At 42.6% G+C, this 27,000-nt stretch carries 30 protein-coding genes; 1 reads left to right on the top strand and 29 read right to left on the bottom strand.

Annotated features, from left to right (window positions below):
• The 6 genes from kdd to ispE form a co-directional block, all read right to left on the bottom strand.
• Nucleotides 1-1,041, bottom strand: coding sequence for an L-erythro-3,5-diaminohexanoate dehydrogenase (kdd, locus tag KHM83_RS07810; protein ID WP_213236436.1), 1,041 nt, complete (start codon nucleotides 1,039-1,041; stop codon nucleotides 1-3).
• A 306-nt stretch (nucleotides 1,042-1,347) separates the two neighbouring features.
• Nucleotides 1,348-2,763, bottom strand: coding sequence for a sigma-54 interaction domain-containing protein (locus KHM83_RS07805; RefSeq protein WP_213236435.1), 1,416 nt, complete (start codon nucleotides 2,761-2,763; stop codon nucleotides 1,348-1,350).
• Nucleotides 2,764-2,919: 156 nt separating this feature from the next.
• Nucleotides 2,920-3,615, bottom strand: a complete 696-nt coding sequence (locus KHM83_RS07800; RefSeq protein ID WP_213236434.1) for a GGDEF domain-containing protein — start codon at nucleotides 3,613-3,615, stop codon at nucleotides 2,920-2,922.
• A 37-nt stretch (nucleotides 3,616-3,652) separates the two neighbouring features.
• Entirely contained in the window at nucleotides 3,653-4,087 is a 435-nt protein-coding gene (locus KHM83_RS07795) for a YwiB family protein (RefSeq protein ID WP_213236433.1), read from the bottom strand.
• Nucleotides 4,072-4,737: a GntR family transcriptional regulator gene (locus KHM83_RS07790; RefSeq protein WP_343213128.1), complete on the bottom strand. Its 666-nt coding sequence runs from the start codon at nucleotides 4,735-4,737 to the stop codon at nucleotides 4,072-4,074. The genes KHM83_RS07795 and KHM83_RS07790 overlap by 16 nt, the downstream gene beginning before the upstream one ends.
• A complete protein-coding gene (gene ispE / locus KHM83_RS07785; protein ID WP_213236432.1) occupies nucleotides 4,727-5,629 on the bottom strand; it encodes a 4-(cytidine 5'-diphospho)-2-C-methyl-D-erythritol kinase in 903 nt (300 codons plus the stop codon). Before ispE ends, KHM83_RS07790 begins: the two co-directional genes overlap by 11 nt.
• A 232-nt stretch (nucleotides 5,630-5,861) precedes the next feature.
• Here ispE and KHM83_RS07780 point away from each other — a divergent pair, with 232 nt between their 5' ends.
• Nucleotides 5,862-7,178: a CapA family protein gene (locus KHM83_RS07780; protein ID WP_213236431.1), complete on the top strand. Its 1,317-nt coding sequence runs from the start codon at nucleotides 5,862-5,864 to the stop codon at nucleotides 7,176-7,178.
• On the opposite strand, the gene KHM83_RS07775 is transcribed toward KHM83_RS07780, so the two are convergent.
• The 23 genes from KHM83_RS07775 to KHM83_RS07665 all read right to left on the bottom strand — a co-directional run bounded on the left by KHM83_RS07775 (nucleotide 7,150) and on the right by KHM83_RS07665 (nucleotide 26,997).
• The gene (locus KHM83_RS07775) at nucleotides 7,150-7,737 is read right to left on the bottom strand and encodes a GNAT family N-acetyltransferase (protein ID WP_213236430.1); all 588 of its coding nucleotides are present in this window, start codon (nucleotides 7,735-7,737) and stop codon (nucleotides 7,150-7,152) included. The genes KHM83_RS07780 and KHM83_RS07775 overlap by 29 nt on opposite strands.
• A 3-nt stretch (nucleotides 7,738-7,740) precedes the next feature.
• Nucleotides 7,741-9,096 (bottom strand): replicative DNA helicase, encoded by a 1,356-nt coding sequence (gene dnaB, locus KHM83_RS07770; protein ID WP_425513868.1) that lies wholly within the window; start codon nucleotides 9,094-9,096, stop codon nucleotides 7,741-7,743.
• Nucleotides 9,097-9,428: 332 nt separating this feature from the next.
• Complete coding sequence (locus tag KHM83_RS07765; protein ID WP_246542949.1) at nucleotides 9,429-11,354, bottom strand: ABC transporter ATP-binding protein; 1,926 nt, start codon at nucleotides 11,352-11,354, stop codon at nucleotides 9,429-9,431.
• Entirely contained in the window at nucleotides 11,344-13,098 is a 1,755-nt protein-coding gene (locus KHM83_RS07760; protein WP_213236429.1) for an ABC transporter ATP-binding protein, read from the bottom strand. The genes KHM83_RS07765 and KHM83_RS07760 overlap by 11 nt, the downstream gene beginning before the upstream one ends.
• 10 nt (nucleotides 13,099-13,108) lie before the next feature.
• Nucleotides 13,109-13,558, bottom strand: coding sequence for a MarR family winged helix-turn-helix transcriptional regulator (locus tag KHM83_RS07755; protein ID WP_213236428.1), 450 nt, complete (start codon nucleotides 13,556-13,558; stop codon nucleotides 13,109-13,111).
• A 277-nt stretch (nucleotides 13,559-13,835) separates the two neighbouring features.
• Nucleotides 13,836-14,282 carry a 50S ribosomal protein L9 gene (gene rplI / locus KHM83_RS07750; RefSeq protein ID WP_213236427.1) on the bottom strand — a complete coding sequence of 149 codons (447 nt, stop codon included), beginning with the start codon at nucleotides 14,280-14,282 and terminating at the stop codon, nucleotides 13,836-13,838.
• The gene (locus tag KHM83_RS07745) at nucleotides 14,283-16,271 is read right to left on the bottom strand and encodes a DHH family phosphoesterase (protein WP_213236426.1); all 1,989 of its coding nucleotides are present in this window, start codon (nucleotides 16,269-16,271) and stop codon (nucleotides 14,283-14,285) included.
• A gap of 4 nt (nucleotides 16,272-16,275) precedes the next feature.
• Nucleotides 16,276-17,235 carry a YybS family protein gene (locus KHM83_RS07740; protein ID WP_213236425.1) on the bottom strand — a complete coding sequence of 320 codons (960 nt, stop codon included), beginning with the start codon at nucleotides 17,233-17,235 and terminating at the stop codon, nucleotides 16,276-16,278.
• 216 nt (nucleotides 17,236-17,451) lie between these two features.
• Complete coding sequence (gene rpsR, locus KHM83_RS07735) at nucleotides 17,452-17,673, bottom strand: 30S ribosomal protein S18 (RefSeq protein WP_213236424.1); 222 nt, start codon at nucleotides 17,671-17,673, stop codon at nucleotides 17,452-17,454.
• Between the two features lie 17 nt (nucleotides 17,674-17,690).
• Nucleotides 17,691-18,134 carry a single-stranded DNA-binding protein gene (locus KHM83_RS07730; RefSeq protein ID WP_213236423.1) on the bottom strand — a complete coding sequence of 148 codons (444 nt, stop codon included), beginning with the start codon at nucleotides 18,132-18,134 and terminating at the stop codon, nucleotides 17,691-17,693.
• A gap of 24 nt (nucleotides 18,135-18,158) precedes the next feature.
• Nucleotides 18,159-18,446: a 30S ribosomal protein S6 gene (gene rpsF, locus KHM83_RS07725; RefSeq protein WP_213236422.1), complete on the bottom strand. Its 288-nt coding sequence runs from the start codon at nucleotides 18,444-18,446 to the stop codon at nucleotides 18,159-18,161.
• Nucleotides 18,447-18,625: 179 nt separating this feature from the next.
• The gene (locus KHM83_RS07720; RefSeq protein ID WP_213236421.1) at nucleotides 18,626-18,841 is read right to left on the bottom strand and encodes a DUF951 domain-containing protein; all 216 of its coding nucleotides are present in this window, start codon (nucleotides 18,839-18,841) and stop codon (nucleotides 18,626-18,628) included.
• Nucleotides 18,825-19,112, bottom strand: a complete 288-nt coding sequence (locus tag KHM83_RS07715; protein WP_213236420.1) for a DUF3343 domain-containing protein — start codon at nucleotides 19,110-19,112, stop codon at nucleotides 18,825-18,827. The genes KHM83_RS07720 and KHM83_RS07715 overlap by 17 nt, the downstream gene beginning before the upstream one ends.
• 15 nt (nucleotides 19,113-19,127) lie before the next feature.
• Nucleotides 19,128-19,724 (bottom strand): sulfurtransferase-like selenium metabolism protein YedF, encoded by a 597-nt coding sequence (yedF, locus tag KHM83_RS07710; protein ID WP_213236419.1) that lies wholly within the window; start codon nucleotides 19,722-19,724, stop codon nucleotides 19,128-19,130.
• Nucleotides 19,725-19,785: 61 nt separating this feature from the next.
• A complete protein-coding gene (locus tag KHM83_RS07705; RefSeq protein ID WP_213236418.1) occupies nucleotides 19,786-20,511 on the bottom strand; it encodes a CvpA family protein in 726 nt (241 codons plus the stop codon).
• 18 nt (nucleotides 20,512-20,529) lie between these two features.
• Nucleotides 20,530-21,630, bottom strand: a complete 1,101-nt coding sequence (locus KHM83_RS07700; protein ID WP_213236417.1) for a DUF5711 family protein — start codon at nucleotides 21,628-21,630, stop codon at nucleotides 20,530-20,532.
• Complete coding sequence (locus KHM83_RS07695; RefSeq protein WP_281415036.1) at nucleotides 21,627-22,778, bottom strand: THUMP domain-containing class I SAM-dependent RNA methyltransferase; 1,152 nt, start codon at nucleotides 22,776-22,778, stop codon at nucleotides 21,627-21,629. The genes KHM83_RS07700 and KHM83_RS07695 overlap by 4 nt, the downstream gene beginning before the upstream one ends.
• A 96-nt stretch (nucleotides 22,779-22,874) precedes the next feature.
• Nucleotides 22,875-24,431: a hypothetical protein gene (locus KHM83_RS07690; RefSeq protein WP_213236416.1), complete on the bottom strand. Its 1,557-nt coding sequence runs from the start codon at nucleotides 24,429-24,431 to the stop codon at nucleotides 22,875-22,877.
• Nucleotides 24,432-24,509: 78 nt separating this feature from the next.
• Nucleotides 24,510-25,109, bottom strand: coding sequence for a flagella basal body P-ring formation protein FlgA (locus KHM83_RS07685; protein ID WP_213236415.1), 600 nt, complete (start codon nucleotides 25,107-25,109; stop codon nucleotides 24,510-24,512).
• Between the two features lie 37 nt (nucleotides 25,110-25,146).
• Complete coding sequence (locus KHM83_RS07680; protein ID WP_213236414.1) at nucleotides 25,147-25,602, bottom strand: hypothetical protein; 456 nt, start codon at nucleotides 25,600-25,602, stop codon at nucleotides 25,147-25,149.
• Nucleotides 25,557-25,943, bottom strand: coding sequence for a hypothetical protein (locus tag KHM83_RS07675; RefSeq protein WP_213236413.1), 387 nt, complete (start codon nucleotides 25,941-25,943; stop codon nucleotides 25,557-25,559). Before KHM83_RS07675 ends, KHM83_RS07680 begins: the two co-directional genes overlap by 46 nt.
• Nucleotides 25,944-25,955: 12 nt before the next feature.
• Nucleotides 25,956-26,207 (bottom strand): hypothetical protein, encoded by a 252-nt coding sequence (locus tag KHM83_RS07670; protein ID WP_213236412.1) that lies wholly within the window; start codon nucleotides 26,205-26,207, stop codon nucleotides 25,956-25,958.
• 58 nt (nucleotides 26,208-26,265) lie between these two features.
• Nucleotides 26,266-26,997, bottom strand: a complete 732-nt coding sequence (locus tag KHM83_RS07665) for a hypothetical protein (RefSeq protein ID WP_213236411.1) — start codon at nucleotides 26,995-26,997, stop codon at nucleotides 26,266-26,268.
• Between the last annotated feature and the right edge of the window lie 3 nt (nucleotides 26,998-27,000).

Genomic DNA, 27,000 nt, shown 5'->3' with positions numbered 1-27,000 from the left:
CTATGCGTAGAGTTTTTCATAAATTTTTCGAAGTGCTTCGCTCTCGCGCATCATTTCCAGTGTCAGTGCAGCGTGTCCTTTGGTGTAACCATTGCCGATAATCATATTGATATCTTTGCCGACCCCTTCTGCACCAAGCGCCGCTTTTGTAAAATTCGTCGCCATGCTGAAAAAGTAAACCGTTCCTTCGTCTTTCGTTGCGAGAATAGAAGCCATTTCAGTATTTTGCACATTGACGCAGTTGATCGTCAAATCACAGAATTTGCCGTCTGTCACCGCATCAATAGCCTTTAAAACACCGACGGCATCAGTTGCATCGGCTACGATATAGTGATCTGCCAAATGATTTGCCATTACGGTTTCCCGCATGGCGTCATCGTTTTGGAGGCAGATGACACAGCCGCTTTCTCCGGCACATTTTTTCGCTTCATAAAGACAAAGCATACCAGATTTCCCGCCGCCGCCAATGACGAGTACGGTATCGCCCGGCTTTACGAGTTTTGCCGTCTGTGCAGGTGCCCCAGCGACATCCAAAACGGACAGCGCTAGTTTCTCAGGAATATCTTTCGGCAGTTTTGCATAGAGTCCGCTTTCAAATAAAATCGCCTTGCCTTTTATATCCACTTGATCTGTATCCATTCGCACGTTTGTGATGGATTCAATGACGAGCGGCGTCAGTGACAGGGATACCAGCGTTGCAATTTTATCGCCGACCTTTAAAGGCGTTTTGCCAATCAGCGCATCGCCAATGGCTTCAACGGTGCCGATCAGCATGCCGCCTGACCCCGTAACTGGGTTTTTATGCTTGCCCTGCTCTTTAACAATTGCCATCATAATGGCCTTAATTTGTTCGACATCGCCGTTTGCCTGCTGTTTAATCTGCGTAAAGGAAGCAGAATCTATATTGAGCGTTTGTACGTCGATACGTATCTCGTTGTCGAAAAGCGCCATATCATTAGAGATGCTTTCTGCCGGCTGCGGCAAAACACCTTTGGGTTTGATGACTCTGTGTGTACCATATTGACAGCCTTTTGGTTGCATAGTTCCCTCCTGTAAAAATGTTTTCAATACTGTATACACGCAAAATTGATGCCAATAATGTCACTACCGCTTATATAATGCAAATAAAATATGAAAAACCGCTTATTGCAATTGTTTCAAGGGATTAATCGTCCAATACCCGCCTTGTATCCTATTCGTTTACAATGACTATCATCAAAAACGCAATAAAAAAACGCCCAATTTTGGGCGAATATATTTTTGATCCTACTGAATCAATGCAAAACCTTTTAAAGCGCAGCACTCAATATGATATTTTAACCTTATTTCGTATCAAATTGGACAAAGCTAAACAATACCGTATTTCTTCATTTTATATTGCAATGTCTGCCGCGGCATTTTTAACTTTTGCGCTGCCTGTGTGGTATTGCGCCCCGTTACACTTAGTGCACTTTCAATCATGGCAGCCTCCAGCGCTTCAACGGCTTCCTGCATTGACTGGTCTTCATGCAGCAGCATATTCAAACACCGATTTTCCTCATGAAGCATATCGTGCGGCAAATCGTCAACTTCAATGATTTGACCATTCCCAATAAGCATGGCACTTTCAAGTACGTGTTCAAGTTCTCTGACGTTTCCGTTCCACGCATACTGCTCGAAGATTGCTTTCACATCCGGTGAAATGCCTGCATAGTGCTTTAAATGCTTTGTATTGTATCTTTCAATAAAGTGATCCGTGAGCGTTGAAAGATCCTCTCGACGATCGGCCAACCGCGGAATCCAGAAAAAGATCGTATTCAATCGATAGTAGAGATCTCGACGGAGCATCCCCTGTTCAATGGCCTTATTGGGCTCAATATTCGTTGCCGCCAGTATCCGAACATCGACAAGCCTCTCTTTGGTATCGCCAATCCGCCTAATTTTCGCTTCCTGCAACACCCTCAGCAGTTTTGCCTGCAATTCCAATGGCATGGAATTAATTTCGTCAAGAAATAACGTGCCGCCATCTGCCAGTTCAAAGAGCCCCGGACGATCAATCGCACCTGTAAACCCTCCCTTTACAGTCCCAAAAAGAATGCCTTCAAGCAGCGAGCCGGGTAGTGCTGCACAGTTTTGGGCAATAAAAGCCTCTGCTGTTCGCTTGCTGCTTCCGTGAATTGCCTGCGCCAACATTTCTTTTCCCGTACCGGTTTCACCGTAGATCAAAATAGGCATATCCGTGAGCGACGCTTTCATGGCGATCGTCTTAACACGGTTAAATGCAGCGTTATGTGTAATGATATCTTCAAAACAATACAGTGTTTGCTTTTCATTGTCCCCATGATTTTTAGGTGACGATACTTTTTGACGAAGTGCCATATATTGATCCGTTAGGACCTTGTAAGCAGTAATATCGTTTGATATTTCAACAGCACCATATATTTCTTCTGCCTGTTGTAAAGGCAGTGTTGTATTGACAGTGGTAATGGTTTTGCCGCGATAGGTTCTGTAAGTTTGCTCTCGATTATAAATCGGGGTCTGTGTGCAAAGCACTTCAAGCAGTGTACTCTCGTCATATGCAAGTGAGGGATAGATTTCTGTAATGTGTTTACCGACAGATTCTAAGATATTGATGTCATCCAGCATGGCTGCTTTTTGGTTGCAAAAAACCAAGCGCCCCTCAGCATCAATAATTTGAATACCCTCTGAGAGGTGCTCAAACATCATACACATTTGTTCATCTGTCATGAAAAATTGGGATTTATGTCTATTCTTCGATATCATTTCAACCTCATCTTAATATTTTAACCAATTGCTTAACACTTTCTTTATTGAAACTTTTTGCAGCTTCATTTTCCTGACGTTTGCTTGAAGAATTTATTGATTTATTTCGATTTAAAAAAACGCCAAATTCTCGGCGTCACTGCCGAATTTTGGGCGTTAAATAATACTGCCTTTACCAAAGGCTTTGCTCTGTGCTAATTTTTCATAAGCGAGCTCAATCACTTTATCCTCTTCACTGGTTTTAAAGAGACCGAGCACGGCAAATCGACAGCTGACACGGCCCACTTGCGCAAAATTCATTTGATTCAATATACGCTGCAGCTTTTCAGCGAGCAAATAGGCAGTTTGTTTTGGCTTATTCGGCAAAATAATGGCAAATGTGTCTCCCTTAATTCTAGCCAGTTGATCGTCTTCGCCAATATTTGCCTGTGTCATCCGAATGATTTCAATAAGCAGCTGATCGCCAACGTGATAACCATAATAAGTATTGATCGTCCCCAGACGATCGACGTCAAAAAAGATAACACTTGAACTCTGATCATAATATTGTATGCGTTCAATTTCAAGTGCCAAAACATTCTTGAGTTTGTCTTCATTGTTGATCGATATCAAGGTACCGTTAATCATCTTTTCTTTTTCAAGCAGTGCTGTCACTTCCTGCTTGGTATTCTTAACCCGTCTATCATAAATTTCGAGGCCAAAAATACACAGCATCAACGTATAGGAAAAAATGACGACGAATGTCTTTATGGGATTGAGTTCACCAAAAGACATGATAAACATCGTGGGCAATACTGTTAAAACCAAGCTCAGAATCATGAGCATGAATACCATTTGCTTTCGATCTGTCATCTCTCTCTCCATCTTATATCAATTATCGATTGTCTGTTTAATGATTGAGTTCACGAATCTCGATTGTAATGTCGGAAGTTTCGTCATTGCCCTCCATATGCAGTGTATAGGCGATGGCAATTTGAAGCATGCCTTCGTCTGACCACGCGACGCGCTTGCCGACGACCTGCATGAGAAATTCGCCATACGGCGTTCTGTAAAGTGTCTCATAAGGCTTATTTTCTGTAATGACAAAAAGACTGTTCACCGTACCGTAACGCCGAATATGAACGGTATCGCCATCATGCTTCAGAAGTGTTTTAGAACCTTCCATGCCGCTGATTTCACTTTCTTCATAACGAAGATAGCCCTTGCCGTCCTTCACCTGATACTGCGCCTGTGTGGAAAGCACCATTTCATCACGGTCACCGGCAGACGTGACAATCGTCGACTTGATTTCAACCATGCATTGTCTGTCTATTCTGTTATCCATCGGTTAACCAAGGCTCGAATATTTTCAACATGTTCTTCTGCCTCTTTACGCGCCATTTTAGGGTCGTTGAGTAAAAGCGCTTCAAAAATACGCCCATGAGACATTTGAATTTCATGAAAATTATTAAATTCATTAAAATAAACCAACCTGAAACGCTGAAATTGATCGTGGAGATCAAAGATGATGTTAATCAGGCGCTGGTTTTTACTCGCATAAAAAATTAGGGAGTGAAACTCGTTGTCACAGTCAATCATGCGCTTTTTATCCATGTTGATCATCCCGTCGTTAAAGTCTTCAATAACGCGGCCCAGCTTCTCGCGCTCTGTATCATTCATGCGCTCTGCTGCAAGTGCCGCAGCAAATCCTTCGAGTTCTTTTCTGATTTCGAGCACTTCGAGAATGTCCTTCTTCGTAAGATCCGCGACATAAGCGCCTTTTCTCGGAATCATAATAACAAAATTTTCTTTTTCGAGTTTTCGAATAGCCTCTCTAACGGGCGTTCTGCTGACGCCGAGCTGATCGGCAATGGTGACTTCCATTAAGCGCTCACCTGGCTTAAGTTCGCCGCTCAAAATAGCATTTCTAAGGTATTCAAATACAACCTCGCCGAGTGGCTTGTAATTCCTGATTTCCAATTTGTTAAAATTCACCTTTCATATCTCCTTTATGTGATATTTCGCCATTATACGTCGTCACGATATAACTTTGATGATAAAATCGTTTCATTTTTTTATGGGCTAGCTTTGCACGGTTTAAGTCTTTGAAAAAGCCAAATACTGTCGGTCCACTGCCACTCATCAGCACCCCTTCGGCGCCAAAGCTCACAAGTTGTTTCTTAATCATTCCCACTTCCGGATAACGTTTTATGGTGACGGTCTCAAGCACATTACAGAGTTCAGAAATCACTGTCATTCTCTGATTGTCACGGATCGCCGCAACCATCGCCTGCGTATTCGGTTTTGCTTTAATTGCCGATAAATCCAAATTGCCATAAACTTCTTTCGTAGAAACGCCAAAATTTGGTTTTACCAGCAGAAGCCAAACATATTCTAAGCCTTTGATTGGTTCCAGTATTTCGCCTAATCCACGTGCAATGACACAACCGCCACGAATACAAAAGGGAACGTCTGCGCCTATTTTTAAGCCAACCGCTTCCAGCGATGCTGTTTCAACCGGCAATGCCATAAGTTTCGCAATCCCCGTTATAACCGCAGCAGCATCAGTACTGCCGCCTGCTAAACCGGCTGCGACGGGTATATGCTTTTCAATATGGATGTTAAACCCCGATTGAATACCATAAACTTCACGCATGAGCATCGCCGCTCTATATGCCAAATTAGTCGAATCTGTCGGCAGATGAGATACGGTACTCGTCAGATTTATCGCCAAGTCTTCATGCCTCTGTGATATTGTCACCACATCGTGTAAACTAATTTGCTGCATAATCATTTCTACATCATGATAACCATCGGTTCGTTTGCCAATAACATCCAATGTAAGATTTATTTTCGCATGCGCCTTGACGGTCACTGCTGCTGTCATATGATCCCCTTTGCGTGATGTGATCCATTAAGTATATGAATACAAAATACATATAAAATACAATTTTATTATAAACCGTTTGTTCAACAAATACAAATCGTTTTTGCATATTTTGCATGATTTTTAGCTAATTTCACCTCTTGAAATGCCATGCATAGACTTTTTTTAGTGAAAACTCTATAATAAAGCTATTACATGAGGAAGTTGCATCATCAATAAGGGAGAGCATACGATGAATCGATTTGAAAAAAGGTTGGACAACCATAGCTGTCCAAGAATGATTTTTTACAAACTGTTAACGCTGATCCTTTGTTTCAGCGCTACCGTTATCATAGACGGAAATCCTGGCTTCGCAAATCAAACTTTTTCAGATGACAGCGACAATGCCGTCTCACAATGGCTTAGTCAATATATATCGCCATCATATGCCGCAGCAGTGACAGAAAGCCTCGTCCGTACCGATCCGAGGCTTATCGACGATACAGCACTCGCCGCATCGCGCCGAGATGATTCTACTGATATCTGGCTCGCCGCCACAGGCGACATCATGTTCCACGGTCCTCAGATAAAAGCCGCCTATCGCGCCGATACCGATACTTATGATTTTAAGAAGAGCTTCGCAAATGTCGCCCCTTATTTAAATGCCGCAGATTACACAATGGGAAATTTTGAAACGACCACTGCAAGCCGAGAAAAGGGTTTTTCAGGTTATCCGGCATTTAACGCACCTGATGCAACACTAGACGCCATCAAATGGGCTGGCTATGACTTTCTCACCACAGCCAATAACCATTGCTTAGATCGCGGCCTTTTCGGCATTGAGCGTACCATTGAGCAAATGCGCCTTCGCGAAATCGCACAATCCGGTACTTTTCTTCAAGCTGAAACAGAAGCACCAAGATATCACACGACAACCGTTAAGGGCATCAAACTCGCTATTTTTGCTGTGACATACGGATGCAACGGCTTAGAACAAACACTGTCAGAAACGGCACTTCATCAAGCGGTCAATCTCATCGATGAAACCAAAATGGCACAGACACTACAAGCTATTGAAGAAACTGATGTCGATCAGACCATTGTCTTTATTCACTGGGGCAATGAATATCGACGCACGCCAACAGAAACTCAGGAAGCGCTCGCACAAAAACTAGTGGACTGGGGCGCTGATATTATCTTGGGATCACATCCTCACGTCGTTGAACGCTCTGAAATTCTCTATCATGAAGGCGATCCCAAATATGTCATTTACTCCATGGGCAATTTTATCTCCAATCAAAGCCGTCAAACGCTTACCAGCATTGGCAACGCCAAATATACCGAAAACGGCATCATCGTCTACCTTCGGCTGACAAAATCAAAGGATGGAACCGCTTTAACAGCTGTCAGACATATTCCAACATGGGTTTCCAGATCCAATGAACTAAAATATGTCATTCTGCCAATAGAAAAGCAGGCATCCTATACGGAAACGCCTGCCATTTATCAATATACCGCCGATGCCTATGAAGATACGATGTCTATGATGACACCAGATGCGGATTATTAGCATAAAAATAATTTCGCTCAATCTTCATTAAAAAGAAATCAGCATAGAGCACATCGTCATTCAGCACAAACTGGTCGGGAAACTGTCGAATAATCTCCTCCCGAAAACTCTGTTCTTCAAAGGGTTCTGTCTTTTTAACCACTGTTCTGAACCCACACGCGCGATAGCAACGCTGTGCTCTGGTATTAAACGATGCGACGCGCAGCGTCATGATGTCAATGGGAAAATGTTTAAAGACATAGTCGAGAAATGACGTAATCAACTGTCGTCCCAGTCCTTCACCGAGATAATTCGGGTCGATGCCGATACCGAGCTCTGCCATCCGCTTGAACCAGCGGATGTTTTTTAATGTAATAAAACCCACGGGATTTTCCCGCTCATCGAAAAGCCCATAAACTTTTCTGCGTATAAGCCGCTGCTTCATCACATACCATTCAAAATACTCGCGCTCTGTTTCAAATGGAAAATTATACTGATAGTAGCGCACGTCTTCGTGTTTTCCCCATCTGGAAAACCTGTAGGCGTCCGCCAATTTTAATTTGCGAAAATGGTACTTCATAAATCACCTCAACTGCGTTGCATTCGCAAATTTTTGGAACTTACCCAGCCAAGCCAGATAGACTTTCCCCGTTTCACCATTACGCTGTTTTGCAATGATAATCTCACCGATCCCCTTGAATTTTTCATCAACAGTTTCGGGGTTGTAATATTCATCCCGATATAAAAACATAACGAGATCCGCATCCTGTTCTATCGCACCGGATTCACGAAGATCCGACAAGATTGGACGATGGTCTGTCCTGAGTTCGGAAGCACGGGAAAGCTGTGAAAGTGCAATGACGGGGCACTGCATTTCACGTGCGATTTGTTTCAATGATCTCGAAATCGTCGAAATTTCCTGTTGTCTGTTTTCCGTTTTGCCATTGCCGGACATGAGTTGTAAATAGTCTATCATAATAAGGTCTAAACCTTGATTCATCTTTAACCGACGACACTTGCTTCGAATTTCAGCAACGGTGATACCGGGCGTGTCATCAATTGAAATTTTAGCTTCTGCCAATTGTGCACTGCTCCGCGCGAGCTTCACCCATTCGTCGTCTTCAATACTGCCGGTACGAATATCGCCAATGGAAACCAGCGACTGCGCTGCAAGCATCCTCTGCACCAGCTGGTCTGCCGCCATTTCCAAACTGAATATCGCAACACTCTTGTGCTCTTTGACAGCTACGTTCTGACAAATGTTAAGTGCAAAAGCCGTCTTTCCCATAGAAGGTCTTGCCGCAATGAGAATCAAATCCGATTTTTGAAAACCGGCTGTTTTCTCATCAAGGGCTTCAAATCCCGATGAAAGACCTGTTAGCGCATTGGGATCATCGTGCAGCAGAACGATCCGATCGTATGTAAACTGCAGCAAATCGCTGATATTCTGAAAGCTCTTACGGTTTCGATTTTGAGAAATATCAAAAATTTCTGATTCAGCTGTTTCAATGAGCGTTTCAACATCCTGATTTTCATAGCCGCGTTCGACAATTTCAGTCGACGCTTTAATCAGCCTTCTGAGAATGTATTTTTCATGAATAATTTTAGCATGCAGTGTGACATTTGCAATCAGTGTACCGACATCTGTCAGCTCTGTTAAATACTCAAAGCCGCCAACGGCTTCCAGAAGCTGATGTTTTGCAAGATCATCAGACACGGTGATGAGGTCAACAGTCTTACCTTCACCAAAAAGACGTTTCAGCGTTCTGAATATTTCCCGATGTGCTTCATTATAAAATTCTTCATCAAACCTTATGACTTCAAAAACATCACCGATCAGGTCACTGTCAAGGAGCAGCGATCCCAGTACGTTTTGCTCTGCATTATGGTCATTTGGCATCGTCTTCAGATTGAGATTCATCGTCTTTCTATCCCCCATTATCCACTTCATCTGCCATTATGTATTGTAATAGCGTGACAATATTATAACATAACTCCCCGAAATTTCACGCCGATCTTTTAATAATCCATTCACCATCATGCTTTTTTATAGCATACACAAAGAATCCTTGTCAGAATATTAAGGTATTGTTACGTTTGCATGCTTCTGGGCATTGGTATGGTAATCTTAAGCCCACCCCTTTTATCACAATAAAAAAGAGCTATCTTCAATCATAAGAAGATAGCCCTCATAGCCATTATTTAAGCCAAGTGCTGCTAAAAATCAGAAATGACATCGAGTGCAGCCTTTTTAAGCTGCTTAAACCATTTTTATTCCAATTCAAAAACACCTGTGTAGAGCTGATAATACCTTCCTCTTTCAGCAATAAGCTGATCGTGATTGCCGCGTTCAACGATACGCCCATGTTCGAGTACCATAATGACGTCGGCATTTTGTACGGTTGAAAGCCTGTGTGCAATGACAAATACCGTACGCCCTTTCATCAGAGCATCCATTCCCGCCTGTACGATGGCTTCGGTTCTCGTATCAATTGAAGATGTCGCCTCGTCTAAGATCATTACCGGCGGGTCTGCCACTGCTGCTCGTGCAATGGAAATCAGCTGACGCTGCCCTTGTGAAAGACCAGTGCCATCACCCTTTAGTACCGTATGATAGCCTTGCGGCAGCATTCGAATAAAGCCGTCGGCATTGGCAAGTTTTGCCGCTTCAATACACGCTTCATCGGTAGCATCCAGTTTGCCGTAACGAATGTTGTCCAACACGGTACCCGTAAAGAGATTGACATCCTGTAAGACGATTCCAAGTGAACGGCGCAGATCAGCTTTTTTTATTTTGTTGATATTGATGCCGTCATATCGAATCTTTCCGTCGGCGATATCGTAAAACCTATTGATGAGGTTGGTAATCGTCGTCTTGCCCGCGCCTGTTGCACCGACAAAGGCAACTTTTTGACCCGGTTTTGCATAAAGCGAAATATTGTGCAATACGATTTTATTGGCTTCATAGCCAAAATCAACATCAAAAAATCGAATTTCACCTTTCAGCGGTGTATAGAGTACCGTCCCGTCGCTGTGTGGATGCTTCCAAGCCCAAATATCCGTTTTTTCTTCACATTCATGAATTACGCCGCTTTCTTCCCGCACGTTGACCAGTGTCACGTGTCCGTCATCCATTTCGACCGGCTCATCCATTAATTCAAAAATACGTGAGGCACCGGCAAGTGCCATCACCACCATATTGAACTGCATGGAAATTTGTCCAATGGGGTTAATAAAGGCACGGGATAAGGTTAAGAAGGAGACAATCGTCCCAATGGTCAGTGTATTGACCCCGGCGAGACTCAGATTCGGCACTTCTGCTATGCCCGCCGCACCGCCGATAATTGCAAGAATAACATAGAGCATATACCCTAAGTTGCCCACGATCGGCATGGTGATGTTGCCGTATTTATTAGCCTCTGTGGCACTGTTGCAAAGCGCCTCATTCTTGAGGTCAAATGCTTTCGCTGCACTATCCTCGTAGCAGAAAACTTTAACCACTTTTTGACCGTTGATCATCTCTTCAATATAACCGTTAAGATCTCCAAGCGAAGCCTGTTGTTTAACAAAATAAGAGCCACTGCGCCCGACGAGGACGCGAATCACTTTCAGCAGGACGACGGCGAACAACGCAACAAACAAGGCAAGTCCCACACTGAGGTAGAGCATCGAAACAAAAGCCGCAATCACCGTGAACAGCGACGACAGCATCTGTGGTAGACTCTGTGAAATCGCCTGTCTCAGCGTATCGGTATCGTTAGTATAATGACTCATTAAATCGCCGTGCGTATGTGTATCAAAGTGCCTGATGGGAAGCCCCTGCATGTGTTCAAACATTCTATCTCTAATTTTTTTCAGCGTTCCCTGTCCAATGATAACCATCGTACGATTGTAGAAAAGCGTTGCAGAAACGCCAATCAGATAGACCGCTCCAATGCTCATCATGGCACGTACCAGCGATGCATAGACCGGATTGGCCTGTCCTAGCAGCGGTGTAATATAATCGTCAATCAGCGTTCGGAGAAACAGCGACGATGCTGCACTGGCAGACGCACTGATGAGAATGCATAAAAAGACAACAACCAGCCGATATTTATATTCAGCCATATAGCCGTAAAGTCTTTTAATCGTTCCCGGTTTAAAACGGTGTTTGGGTCTCTTTGGTGCAGCCTTATGATTTTCTTTGTTATGCTTCATCGCCGACACCTCCTCTATTTTGAGATTCAAAGACTTCGCGGTAAATTGCATTGGTCTCAAGAAGCATCTCATGTGTTCCAACCGCATCCACCTTGCCGTCATTCATGACAATAATCTTATCAGCATCCTGAACAGAGGCGATGCGCTGAGCAATGATGATCTTTGTCGTATCGGGAATGTTTTCACGGAATGCCTGACGGATCAAGCTGTCCGTTTTTGTATCGACGGCACTGGTAGAATCATCCAAAATTAATATTTTAGGTTGTTTTAACAGCGCCCTCGCAATACAGAGCCGTTGTCGCTGACCGCCTGAGACATTGGTACCGCCCTGTTCAATATATGTCTCATATTGATCGGGAAATTCCCGAATAAAATCATCTGCCTGCGCCAGTTTAGATGCTTTGATGAGTTCCTCATCTGTGGCATTTTCATTTCCCCACCTCAGGTTCTGCTTAATACTGCCCGAAAAGAGAACATTTTTTTGAAGCACGACTGCCACTTGATTTCGAAGTGATTCGATGTCATAATTTCTAACATCTACACCACCGACTTTCACACTGCCGGACGTCGCATCATAGAGTCTGGAAATCAACTGAACAAGGCTTGATTTTGCAGAACCCGTACCACCGACAATGCCGATCGTCTCACCCGATTGAATGGTTAAGTCAATATGATTCAGCACCATTTTATCGGCACTCGCCGTATAGGCAAAAGATACGTCTTCAAAGGCAATTGAACCGTCTTTCACATCGCAAATGGGCGCATCGTTGTTTTTAAGATCGCTTTCTTCATCCAACACCTCCACGATCCTTTCAACGGATGCCCTTGAAATAATAATCATAACAAAGATCATGGACAGCATCATGAGACTCATTAAGATCTGCATTGTATAGGTAATCAAACTCGCCAGTTCACCCGTGGAAAGGCCTATTGCCGCATTATTTCCACTGGCGATAATAGATTTTGCGCCAAACCACGAAAGCAGCAGCATGCTGCTATATAGACAAAATTGCAGCATTGGCATATTGAAAGCCAGTCTTTTTTCCGCCCTTGAAAAATCTTCAAAGATCGATTTGGAAATGCCCTTAAATTTTTCCACTTCAAAAGCTTCACGGTTATAGGATTTGACAACGCGAATACCGCGAAGATTCTCTTGAACCACGCTGTTCAATTTATCATACGTTCTAAAAACGCGTACAAAGATCGGGTGAACGTGAGACATGATCAGCCATAATCCCAATCCCAGCACCGGAATAACCCCTAAAAAAATAAGCGATAGCTTTGCATCAATGCGAAACGAAAAAATCAATGCGAAAATGATCATCATCGGTGCTCTCACAGCGAGCCTGACCATCATCTGAAAAGCATTTTGAACATTTGTAATATCTGTTGTCAGCCTCGTGATAATGCTGGCCGATGAAAATTTGTCGATGTTTGAAAATGAAAATTTCTGCACATTGTAAAACATATCCTGACGTAAATTTTTTGCAAATCCCGCCGAGGCAATTGCAGCGCTCCGACCGGCCAGAACACCGGTTATCAGTGAAAATACAGCGCATACAACTAATATTAATCCAATTTTCCACACATACGTCATATCCTTCTGGGTAATTCCGTTATCAATTAAAAAAGCCATCAGCGTTGGAATAATAATTTCCAGAACGGATTCAAGGGTGACGTAGACAGGTGCGAGAATCATATCTTTTTTGTATTCGCGCACACTTGCTAACAGCTTACGAATCATGTATTTCTCCTTACTTTTTCTCCATGGCTATGGAGATATTTTCTTTCATTCTGTCAATATAGGACGTTAGCGTCTCGATTTCTGCTTCAGAAAACCCGGTCATAAGCGTTCTTTCCATGGCATCAGCATCTTTTGTCATGACTTCTCGAATTTTCCATGCCTTATCCGTCAATACAATCTTTTTAAGACGGGCATCATGCTCAACTGTCAGACGCTCAATCAATCCTTTCCGCTCCATTAAACTCAGCACTTTAGAAGCCGTAGATCGCGCTATCGTAAAATGTTCCTCAATGTCCTTCTGAAAAATTTCACGATCTGAATGATTGGCCAAATAACCAATAATCCAGCCATTGTTCCCCGTCACGCGTTCGATTTCCTCATTATGCGCTGAAAAAGCAAAATAGCGTTTGATCAAATTGTTAAGTGCACGCAGCTCTAGACCAATCCGCCTTTGTATCATCGTTACCTCCTTATCCCTTCCGACCGCTGCTATACCTTGATTCAAATCCAACTCCAGTAATCCATTCAAATATCCCATTTGGAATTCGACAAAAGCATAATCGCCAATCAGTTGACAAAAAAATAATTCGAATTGTTCTACATAGAACAGTTCGCTATAGAACATTATAGTGAGTGAATACATTTCTGTCAATACAAAAAAATAAAAATCCCGACAGCTCACTTTACATCTATTTAATCACAATTGATTCAATAGATCAGTTGCCGTCAGGATTTTACTATTCTTCTATGACTTTCACGCTGAATTGCGCGGAAACTTTCGGATAGACTTTTACGGTGACCAGTGTGGTGCCCAATGTTCGTATCGGCTGATCAAGTGCAATCTTTTTCTTATCGATATCAATGCCATGCGCTTTTTTTAGCTCATCTGCAATGTCTTTATTGGTAATGGAACCAAACAGCCGCCCACCTTCACCAGCTTTTGCCTTGAAAATAATTTGTATCTTCTCGATATCTTTACCGAGTGCAACCGCTTCCGCAAAGGCTTCATCCTTTTTCTTCTGAACAGTCGCCTGCTGATGCTCCAGTGCTCTTACATTGCCTTCTGTCGCCTCTTTTGCAAGCCCCCTGGGAATTAAATAGTTTCTAGCGTGTCCATCGCTTGCGTTGATGACGTCACCTTTCTTTCCGGTGCCCTTGATATCCTTTAACAATATTACTTTCATCTACTTATCCCCTTTCTCATAATATTCATCAATAGCGGCAATCAGCCGGAGCTTAACCGCTTCAATACTTGTGTCTTTAAACTGTGCGCCGGCAACTTCGAGATGACCACCGCCGCCTAACTTTTCCAAAATTACCTGCACGTTAATATCGCCAAGTGATCGGCCGGAAATAAATACAGTATCATCTAATCTCTGTCCGATGACAAATGAGGCGATGATGCCCCGTATATTGAGAAGATCATCAGCTGCCTGGGCGGCAATCAGCTGAATGCTCTCACTGGACTTATTGGATGCAGAAATAGCAATGGCTTCATGATAGCGCATTGCATTGCCAACGATAGCAGCCTTTTCTGTAAAGGTTTCCAAATCATCTTGAAAGAGTTGTCTGACGCGAATCGTATCGGCGCCTTGACGTCTTAAAAAGGCAGCAGCGTCAAAGGTGCGCACCCCTGTTTTAAGGGAGAAGTTTTTCGTATCCACTGTAATACCCGCCAACAGTGCATCCGCTTCTTCCTTTTCAATCTTTGGTTTATTCTCCATATACTGAAAGAGCTCGGCAATCAGTTCGGAAGTACTGGACGCATAGGGTTCCATATACTTTAAGACCGTGTTTTCTATAAACTCCGTACTGCGCCTGTGATGGTCGATTAATACGGTTCGCATTGTCTGAGCAATAAGATCAGGGCATTCCGTCAAACTAGGCTTATGTGTATCGACGACGACGAGCAGCATGTCTTCATCCACGAGATTTAATGCCTCTTCTGATGAAATAAAGCGATAAATATCATTATCCTGAAACATTTCATAAACATTTCGGATGGCATCTGTCACTTCATTCAGGACGATGTATGCATCTTTGCCGCGATTGAGCACACTACGGTAAACACCGACGGCAGCGCCGAAGGAATCCATGTCCGGACTCTTGTGTCCCATGATAATGACATGGCTGCTCTCATCGACCAATGCTCTAAAACCGTGTGCGATGACACGCGCTTTTACGCGATTTCGCTTTTCCACTGCCTTTGTCTTGCCGCCATAGAATTCAAAGGTATTTTTTTTCCGAACCACAGCTTGATCGCCACCCCGTCCAAGTGCCAGTTCCAGTGACGCATAGGCGTCTTCTTCAAGTGACGTGGGATTTTTGCCATTGACGCCAATGCCAATACTGAGCGTAACCGGAATCTTGTTGCCGGCGTCAATCTCGCGTACGTCATCCAAGATGGCAAATCGCTTGGCTTCTAGGTTCTCAAGGTATTTGCGTTCAAAGATAATCAGATACTTGTCAGACTGATACCGTTTAATGAGTCCATTCATCCGTGTCGCCCAGAGATTTATTTTTTTCTCGATTTCAGAGGTTACAAACGGGATTTTTTCTTCCTTTGTCTCATTCATAACATCATCGTAATTATCCACATTAATCAGTGCGATGACAATTTTTTCATCATCGTATTTCGTCTGTAAATTCGTATACGCCGTATTGTCAAACCAGTAGAGCATGATAATGACATTTTCGGGGTTTTCTTCGTCAAGCCCAACGATGTTGGTATAGACGTCATAGTAGCGGTCTGAGACCTTAACGCCTTCTATCGGTTCAGATGACTTAACCTGCTCAAGTGTCAAACTGGTAATCAGCTTGTCAATACTCTTGCCAATCACACTTTTTTCTTCGACGAGATCCGTAAATTTTGAGTTATACCAGTTGATTTTGCCGTCTAAATCGACGACGACAAGGGGCACGGGCAGATTAAAGACGGCATAGCGTGCAGCACTATCAATATTGGTTGAAAGGTTCTCAACGTATTTTCGCCATTTTTTACTTCTAATGCGATTGTTAAACCAATTATAAAAGATGAGCCCCGCGAGCAAAAATAGCCCTGCAAGCCCAAATATCGGGTTATAGTAAGCAATCACACCTACTAAGATGCCAATAAAGACGAGGTACAGATTGACAGATTCCTTAAAAGGATTTGTTAATTTGTTATTTGGCATGGTTTCACCTCTTTATGGTGCCTCTTTTTCTAAAGTTAATCATGACATCGAAAAATCCGATGATGGAAATATAATACAAAAATTGCGAAAGGGTTAAAAATACAATCATCGCAATGGCAAATCCCCTCGGCATAAATTTCAGGAGAAAATAGTAGAGCAGTGATAAACCCTGAATAGAAAATACCATGAGAAACAAGTACAGGAAATTCGTAAAGACCAACTCCGGATCTGCAATGCCTAAATAACCCACGAGATAAGCTAAGATCAGCATCATGCCGCCGCCAAATGCCATGTGCTTTGGATAACTAAATGCCGCAAAAGAACCAATTGGGCGAACGGCAATGCGCAACCGCGTTAAGATCGGTCTTGCAAATAAATAATTGATGGCACTGTAGACCATAGAAAAAATAATGAGTGCCGATGGAAAGATGAGTTTAATCATATGCTGCATATTCTGTAAAATTGTCTGTGTCTCCGCCATAGATGCATCAAGTGCATCATTGTTAAGCGCACCCAAAACCGTGTTCATCTCTGACTGCATCGTACCTGAAAGATCAAACATCTGATCGAGCTGCTCTGTGACACTAAGCCCTAAGAATCCCTGTGCAACACCCAGTATGACAAGATAGGCAGCTAAAGCGCCGATTCCTCCAAAAGCAATGCTCTTGAGTGTCGAATCCTTGCGTTTAAAACAATACCCCAGCGGCAAACCGACAAACAGGGCGAGTGCACCATTTCCTATGCCAACGATAATCGTCACCAGCGCACTGGAGATAAGCGTCGCGACAATGGTTGCAGCAATGGTATTTGGCAGTGTATTACGAATGGTTAAAATGATGACCGGTAACGGCATGATGAAAAATAAGAGTGTTCCGATTACGGGAATATAATAGGAGCCAATCATTAGAATAATCATAATGGCGGCAAAGAGTCCGGCTTCCGTAATTTGTCTCGTGCGATTCAATGGTCGTGCCTCCAATCTCACTGATGTCTTTTTATGTACCTTATTACGATTATACACTATAATCCTGCGCGATGTTATTAAATTTAGACGCCTAAGGAACTGCCTCATCCCTGCTGAAATCCTTAGAAAAGCCTCTATATAGATTGCTAAAGCAATGATGAAAGCATTAAAACGAAAAACAGACCTTTGAGGCTCAAAGGTCTGTCATTTAACTTATTAGTCATTGACGAATGGCAGTAACGCGATGATTCTCGCTCTTTTTACCGCACCGGTAACCATTCTTTGATGTTTTGCACAGTTGCCTGTAACACGTCTAGGTAAGATTTTACCTCTTTCGGTTAAGTACTTTTGCAATTTTTTTGTGTCTTTATAATCAATTGAATCAATTTTATCTTGACAAAAAGCGCAACCTTTTCTTTTACGACGTCTTTTAATCATGGTTTTCCCTCCTTCTATTAGAATGGAACATCGTCGTCGTCCTCAATGGCCTGATAGTCATCAAAACCACCCGAACCAAAGCTAAAGTCGTCATTTTTACGATTAGGTGTCGACGTCCTTTCGCCCCATTCGAGGAATTCAACGCGATTGGCAAGTACTTCCGTTGTATAGCGAGTTTCACCGGTTTGCGTTTTGTACGAACCGGTTTGAATGGAACCCTGAATAGCAACGAGCTTGCCTTTTGACAAATATTGTGAGCAATTTTCTGCCTGCTTACCCCAGACGACGATACGAATAAAGTCGGCTGTCGGTCTGCCCTGGCTCTCAAATTCTTGCTTTTTTTCTCTCGTAAGCCCCTTGTCAATTGCCATGGTAAAGTTGGCAACTGCCATACCGCTTCCGGGAACGAATCTAAGTTCTGGGTCTCTCGCCAAACGTCCTATTAATACTACACTATTCATTAGAATGACCCCCTTCTTCTCAGATTACTTTTCCTCTAAATTAACGACGATATAACGAAGAACATCATCAGAAATTTTGAAATTTCTTTCGAGTTCTTTTGGAAGCTCAGGGTTCGCTTTGAAGTTTACCAAGATATAGTAACCTTCTCTAATCTTTTCGATTTCATATGCGAGTCTTTTGATACCCCACTCTTCTACTTTTTCAATTTCACCATCTGATTCGATGATGCCTTTGAATTTCTCAATCACTTCATTGCGTTTTTCTTCTTCGAGTGAAGGTCTTAAGATAAAAAGTGTCTCGTATTGTCTCATTTTTACACCTCCCTATGGACATATTGGCCCTTTTTCCTAAAAAAGAGCAGAGAAGTCGTGTGACTTGCCACACGTACAACAGTGGTATTATATCACTCATCACCTGCCGGCACAAGTTTTTTATCACCGGCTGATAAAAGTTTTTTTATTCGGCGTTTACAACCCTTATACAGTCTCCATTACAGCATTTGCTGCTTATCAACTTTTTCGCCGCCTCGATAAATCTCCTTGATTCGCTTCTCCAGTTTAATGCGCGGAATCCAAATCTCCTTCTCGCATTTTTCACATTTAATCCGAAAATCCATTCCCACACGCGTTATTTCAAATCGATTAGAGCCGCAGGGATGACTTTTTTTGGTAACAATTTCATCGCCAACTTCAAGCTTCAGCGGCATACGCTTCCCTCCAGTCCATAGCAACAGCCTGAGATTTTTCATGATGTCTGTGATATTGAAAGAGTTTGATATCACGAAAGTCCTGTTCTTTAATAGCTTCCAGTACTGCTGCCCTGTCTTCCATTTTAAACTTTAACGCCAGACCGCAGCTTGACGTCACTTCACGCGGTGTTGGAATAAGCTCAATCGCAAAGCGGTCAATTAAAAGATTTTCAAAGGCAATGGCCCTGTGTGTCGTTTCAAAAGTGATAAACATAAACATCGTTTCCATAGGTGTTGTGCCCCTTTATAGCTTAATCGTATTGTTGGCTTCTGAAATATATTCGACAATCGTATACATGTTGCTCACTTCACCTACTGCCAATAGCGTTTTGATGCCGTAATAGTCAAGACAGGTGCCGCAGCTCATCACTTCGGTTCCATATTCTTGAAGTCTGCGGACATGTTCAAGCACAGGAGATCCTTCTATCGCCAGCTTAACACCTGAATTCATAAAAATAACAGCTTTTGGGTAAGGTTCATATTCTGCAAGTGCATAAAAATAGCCCTTCATTAGAATTTCACCGAGCTCACGCTCACCTTCGCCCATCACATCGCTTGCAACAAGCATGACGAGATTTGATAAGTTCGGGCGATTTTCAATCCCCTCATCACCAAGGCCGACATATTCGCCCTTAAAAATACTGATTTGAAAATTGCCGTCAGCTTCTTCAACGGTGAAGTGAAGCTGCATGCTTTTTGCGAGCTTGGAAACATTATCTCTTGCAATTGCATTGTCGACGAGCGTAATAATATTGCCCTCCGGAATTTGGTCCAGTGCTTTTTTTGTTTCAATAACAGGTTTTGGACAGGCGAGTCCACGTGCATCAATTTTAATTTCCATTCTATTCACCTCATACTCTCTCTCATGACTGACAACAACATCATACCCTGACTTTTATACCTCATGTGAAAAAGAAAATACCATTTGCTTCAAAAAAACTTTTGAGCAAATAGGTCAAAACATTGTATTTGTAAAAATAGATGGCCACTTGTGATTCAGTAACCGTTTCAATAATCGATGAAACCATTGGCAGCGGGTAAAGATAATTCAAAATCGCCATAATAAAATAGACTGTTGCCAAGCCGATAAAGCCACCGACGAGAACACCGCCGCCGCGGTTAAGTTCATTGAGAACAGGCAATTTTGAAATACTGTTGATCACGAGGCCAAGAATGGTAAAAACACCGACCGCAACGAGCATAATCACTAAAAAGCCGATTGCTTCAACGAGAATTTGACTGAGTTTATCCGCAAGCTCTGCAACAAATTGCATTGCCGTCGTATCTGTACCCGAAACCAGTTTTTCGAGATTTTTTAAGTAAATGTCCGGCAGTGACAGCGAAGACAACGCCGCCTTCACATCCGCAGCCGTCATCGCTATATTCGAGCCGGGATCTATTGCAAGTGAATCATACAAAAATCCTTGAATACGCTCTGAAATTGCCGGCAGTGGATTCCATATATTTTCAATAAAATAGGCAGTCGCAGTTTTGTAAAAGAATTTGGCAGCGGCAAAGCCCACAAACCATTTAATAAAACTGACGGCCATCATAATAAAACCCTTGCGCCAGCCCTGAACAATACTGAGTACCAAAATGATGATGACAACGATATCCACCCAGTTCATGTTTGCCCCCTTATAGGCTTATTTTTCCACATAAATATCCATACTGTTATCATAAACGATACCAAAGGTATTCGCACGCGTCAACAAGACATCTCGAATTGCTTCAACCGTGGTATAATGCTCCAGCAGTTTTCCGCTTGAATCGTAAAAATAAACGTTGTTGTCATTATAAAGACACATTTTATCGTCAAACCCTTTGATCCCATTAATCTCCGTCAACGTCAACGGTATATCATAGACAATTTTACCGCTTGAATCGTAGCAGACCAGCGTCTGCTTTGACTTCGGATTGGAGAGTTCTGATTCTTCATTGGTTAGTTGAAGGTACATGCGTTCAGCAATTTCGTCAAAATAGATGCCGTTGACGAGTCTGTCAAGTGAGATTTCGTGCAAAAGCTCACTGTCGTAATTATAGAGGCGAAGTTGATGATCCGTGGTAATCCACATGGCGTCGTCTGTTAAATCCAAATCGAAAATAACATCCTGTATGAGGTTGCTCCCGCTGATAATATTGCCGTTAAAGCCGGCAATAACGAGCTTTGAATTAAAATCCGTCCTGCTTAAATCCAAAATACCCATGACGATATCCTGGCGTTTGGCGTTTACATCAAAATCAATCATTTCACCGTTTGGCAGTTTTGTCACACCCATGAGATTCATCTTCTCATCATAAATATTTAAGGTGCCATCTGTCATCACTGCACCAACATAAGTATCGTCAAAAATTTTTAATGACTGTAGTGCGCCGATGCCGAGCACTGATGCTTTAATATTCCCTTTTTCATCAATGACAAAAATATCACCGGCCTTCTTTTCAGCGAGTACGAATTCACGCTTGCCGGAAGCTACCAAGGTGTTTTGACTGCTGAGCGGTTTTGACCACATGAGTTCACCTGTAGCATTGTATAAATAAACGGCATCTTTTTCAATCACAACATAGGCATCGTCCATATTGACCAAGGTTGCCCGGTACTCAAAGTCGCTGTTTTTATTAAACTCGATTTGATGTACTTTCTCAAAAGAAGTTTTGGTAAACCACTGAATGATATGGTTGCCTTGAAAGACGATAAAAATGCTTAAAGCCAGGCTCACTACAGAGAAAAACTTCCATCGCTTCATACGGGTTTGCTCCGTCCGTTTTTAGGCGGTTTTTCACCATAAAATTGATAAAAGTACGTCTTGATTCGACCATTGTACAGCTTTCTGTTCTTGTTCGCTTTCATGCCATAAGCCGTTTCAAAGTTTTCATAGGCAGTAATAATGTATTTTGACCACGTTGGGAAACGTTTAAAGACTTTGCCCATATCGGCATAAAGCTTTTCAACTGCCTTGGCTTCACTCAAGCGTTCTCCATATGGCGGATTGCATAAAACATAACCATAACGCGCTTCGGTTTCAAAGGACTGAACAGCTCTTACAGAAAAAGACACAATATCGTCAACACCTGCGAGCTCAGCATTTTCTCTGGCAATGGCAATACTCTTTGAATCAATATCATAGCCATATAAACTGACATCAACTTCTTGACGAATCGCACTGTATGCCTTCATGCGTTCAGCTTTCCACAGTTCCTTGCCAATTTTAGGCCATGCTTCTGATGCAAAATTTCTGTTTAAACCCGGGGCAATATTTTTTGCAATCATCGCCGCTTCAATCACAATGGTACCGGAACCGCACATGGGATCAATTAACGGGATCTTCGGCTGCCACCGGGCAACCTGTAACAGTCCTGCTGCCAAGGTCTCTTTCATCGGGGCATCATTGCCGCGTTCACGATAACCGCGCCTATGAAGCCCTTCACCTGATGTGTCAATCATAACCGTAACATTGTCGTTGAGCAGCGCAATCGTCAGTGCATAAGTCTCGCCAGTTTCTTCAAACCAGCTGACCCCATATAAGCTGCTCAGTCGCTTTACAATCGCCTTCTTAGAAATTTTTTGAATATCTGAAAGGCTGAAGAGTTTTGACTTAACCGATTTTGCATTGACGGGAAAAGTTGCTTTTTCAGGGATATAAAGCTCCCAAGGTAAAGCATTTACACCATCAAAAAGCGCTTCAAAACTCGTCGCTTTAAAACTGCCGACACAGACGAAAACGCGTTCAACACATCTCAGCCATAGATTAGCCTTCACAATGCCCTCTTCAGTGCCTTCAAAGAAAACCCTGCCATTCTCCACTGCGACGTTCTCGAATCCAAGTGCTTTTATCTCATATGCCGCAATGGCTTCTAAGCCAAATACAGTTGTTGCCACTAATTTATAATTCATGTCCACCATCCGCTTATCTTTATTGATTTTATTGGATCTCATTAACGATTATACCATATAAAAAAACCCTCTTCATATTATTTGAGGGTTGATTAATCATCGATTGATGTAAAGTTTAAAAATGTCATTGAGATCCGATTGATGAAGCGGTTTTTCATAATAGTCGTCAAAACCGTAATCGCGCATAAAATCGCGTTCGTTGTCAATCAGCTTGACAGATGTCGCCAAAATATACTGACCCTCTTGACGATAGCGTTCGATCGCGTCAAAAATACTAAAACCATCTTCATCGTTCAGCATGATATTGATCATTGTGATCTCCGGCATATGTGCTGTAAAAAGTGCCACCGCCTGTTCTTTCGATTTTGCAAAATAAATATTGTACCGATCAAACATTTCCAGCGAAACTGGGGGTCTATCTTCATCAACAAAGAGTATACCGGCCTTCTCAGATGTCGTTACGGCGATTTGAATAGGTTTTCGCGGCATGACTTTTTCAAAATTAATAAAAAGGGTCATATGAATGCCCTTGCCCTCTGTCGTTGAAATAATCAGTGTTCCGTCTAATGCCTCAATAATTTTCTTGCCGACTTGAATCCCAACAGAGGAGATATAACTTTCTAAGCTTCGATAAATATCATCTTGCTCATAAACCGTGTCTGTAAAGTTCTTAAGAGCCGCTTGACGATTGTCGGCCCGATCTGTAATTGTCAATTTAACACTGACATTTTTAATGGTTTCTGAAATACTTGTCGCATTGAGGAAAATGCGTTTATGCGCACTAATTGAAACCGCCGTCTCAAGCAACAGATAAAGTGCCAGCGTAAAATTCGTTTCATCGCCAAGTACGATTTTCGGCATGGCATCATCATAGTGCAGTACGACTTCAAACTGTGCCTTTGACATCGTTTCAAGCGCCGTCAAAACGCCGACGAGATCAAATTCCTGTTTTGGATTGAGCAAAACGCTCTCTTCCATATCCGCATGCATCAACGCGCGGTTAAAAATATCGTGAATCAACCTGCTGTTTTTCGCGAGAACGGTTAAGTATTCAGACTGAATCTGTGATAGATATGTATTTTCTAAACTGGTATGAATACCCCTAATCGCCTTGATTGGCGTCATGAGCTTCGTTGAAAAAATCTTAATGAAATCATTCTTTATCTGAAGTTTACGGCGAAGTTCCTGATTTTCATGACGCAGGCGTGCGATAGCATCCTTAAATGCTTCTTCTACTTGCAGGCGTTCATCTTTTCGCTGTTGAAATTCTAAAATACTCCCTTGAACATCGCCTTCATCAACTGGCATCAGTGCATTATGCCAATTATCGGCGTGTTTATCAACGACGACAATGTTCATCGTAACCTTATAAGAAAGCACTTCTTTCATTGGACAGTTCGAACAAATATCATTAAAACCATAAAGCGCCTGATAGCACTTTTTATGATAAAGCCTATCGTATTGTTCCGTTGCATAATGATTAGCCCATAGGATATCATATTCACTGCTGATGTGAATAATCGGAAACTTGACCAGATCCAGCAGGTTAACTTCTTCTGAATCCATTTTAAACTTAAGCGTTTCGATGGTCTTATTCAATTGTCTAATTTCGTGAATCAGCGATTCTCTTGAAAGACTGCCGTAAGCATCCATATGCACCTCATTTAGTTTAAATAGCAATTGCCGGTTGCGCTTTCTCTATTTAAATTATAAACAAATGCATTTGAATATTCAATTTATTAATCCAAATTGGCGTACGAGCTCAAATCTTCCCTTATCGCGAATAGAGACTATTTTCGCCACCATGGGCACATCTGTTTCAACAATCACATAGACAGGTGATGCATTTGCCGCGCCTGTTTCACTGATAATTGCCTTAATAAAAACATCACCCATTAGTTCTGTTGTCGCATCGGTTCCAACCCAATAGAGCACCATGGTATCACCAGCCTCAAAAGACCAACCAACGGCTGTTTCTGAAGAAAGCTTTATTGCCGTCAGTGCACGCCCTTCAGAAGGGAGCATTGCTTCATTGGCTTCTGATAAATTGCCTGCTGCTAAAATCGCATTTTTTTTGACATCTGTTTTAAGCTGCATCCCAACGGCAGTGGTACTGTCTTTGATATAATCAGCGCTGTCCCACTGCGTGTTGATTTTACCCACGGCAATATCGGAAGCTTTTAGTACCGTACCATATTCAATATCTCTTGTATAGACACACACGTCTTCATAGGTTTGCAGCGTCTTGTGATTAATACGCTGTATTTGATATTGTGTGACTGCGAGACTCAGCAGTGCAAATGTCATGACGACGATAATTTTCTTTGTCATATGTAATCACGCTTGCTCCTTCTGTCTTTTAAGACACTCAATAGTTTTGCGGTATTTGATAAGTTTGGGCACAGACAAGTGTTTTGACACGATGCATGAGCAGAATGTCATACTGGTATTCAAAATAAACATTGAGCGCATAGCCATCAGCATTTGCCGTGATGTTTTGGTATCGCCACTGTTCATCCTCGGAGAGCAACTCCGACAAATAACTGTCAAATGTCTCCGAGTAATCTCTTGTCGCTGTGGTTGTCCGCATGCTTAGATCTGTCAATGCCAAGTCGCTGATCAGCTGATAGCTGGCCATTTCCGTCTTTGATGCAAGTAATGACTTTACATGCAGCAGATGCAGATACTCTGCTGAAAAAACAAAGAGCGGCAGCATCAGCAGGAGGAGCAGCTGAATGCCCACCAGCATAGAAAGCATCCCACTGCCCCGACACCACTTTAATTGACGTACTTCCGGTAGATCATATCTGCCTCGTATCGGCATGGTATTTCAATCTCCTCTCTACTGAAAAGCCCTGTCGTCTGACGACTTCTAAAAACGGCACTCACTTCAAAGTGAATGATATCCTTAAACTTTAAGCCCTCTGGCGCCGTCACGCTAATCACCACCGATTCAAAGCCTCGCGCTGTCAGTTCAGAAGTCAATGCCGACGTTTCCGCCGTATTCAGTTTGCCTTCTGCTGCTAAAAGCGTCGCGTAATCCCTGCAAATATTGTTTTGATCCAGCTTTGCCATGACGGGGATCGTATAATCTGTAAATGCCACAAAGAAACTGAGCAGGATCACAATGACGACGCCTGTAATTATCGTATCTGAAAGGGTCATGCTTCAAACACCTCAGGGAGTTGTTGTAACTGTCGTTGGAATTGTCGTTGGAAAAATATCTTTAACGACAGTGTTCGCCCACCAAGTATCCATTTTGTCCATAATTGTCGTTGAGAAATTTCTGAGTTCCGGCAAGATGATAAATGATGTGACAATTAGCCCAATGGCAATACTGATAACCGTTCCCATACCATACTCGCCGCGCTCATCAGCCATTTTGACGCGAAGCCATACACTGATGCGCTGAATACGTTCTAAATTCATAGTTTGCCTCCCTTATAATATCGTGCATTGCAATTTATGATTGATGCGATTTTTTTAGCTAGGAAAATATATTCTGCGCGCTCTCCGCCATACTCGAAATCAAGGGGAGCAGTAAAAAAATCGTCATTAACAGCGTGTACATCACGACCAGCAGGACATAATTGCGCTCAATGCGCTTTGTCTCCGCTCGAATGCCCGAAAGATACTTCTGAAACAGCATTTGATCGACGTTTATCAAGCCATTGGCGGTTAAGTGATTTTGACTGATATTGTCGAGTATGCCTACAAAAATGCTGCCTTCATCGTTTTTATACACATTCCGCAAATAGGCAATGGCCTCCTGCATCTGTGCATTTTGTGACAATAGAATGGAAAAGCGCAGCAAGTGTCGCGACATTTTCGCATCGTCCACCACTTTGTAGAGCAGTTTGAAAATTTGATAATTGGTTGCACCGGCATTCATTTGCGTAAAGATAAATTTAAAAATCTTATAAAAGTTTCGCGTTTCCACCAGCTGTCGATTTCGACGATACCAAAGCTGACGTATTGCATATGTAACCGCACCGCCAATGAGAAGCCAGCGAACCCCCGACAGCAGCCACGTCTTAAGGGTCTCTGCAATGCCGATGTCAATGTTTAATGTCGCAAAAAGACCGACGTCTATGACGATGAGCACTAAAGGCCACCACTGGTATTCACTGAAGTCTGAACGAATTGTCTTCATCATAACGCGGTCTTTCAGATACATCCCAAAGACAGCCAGACATAATGTATTCACCAGTATAAGCATCAC

It is taken from the genome of Fusibacter paucivorans (assembly GCF_018390735.1).
Classification (GTDB): Bacteria; Bacillota; Clostridia; order Peptostreptococcales; family Acidaminobacteraceae; genus Fusibacter; species Fusibacter paucivorans.
Note: the sequence above shows the minus strand (reverse complement) of the source record. Positions and strands in the feature narration are given on the sequence as shown.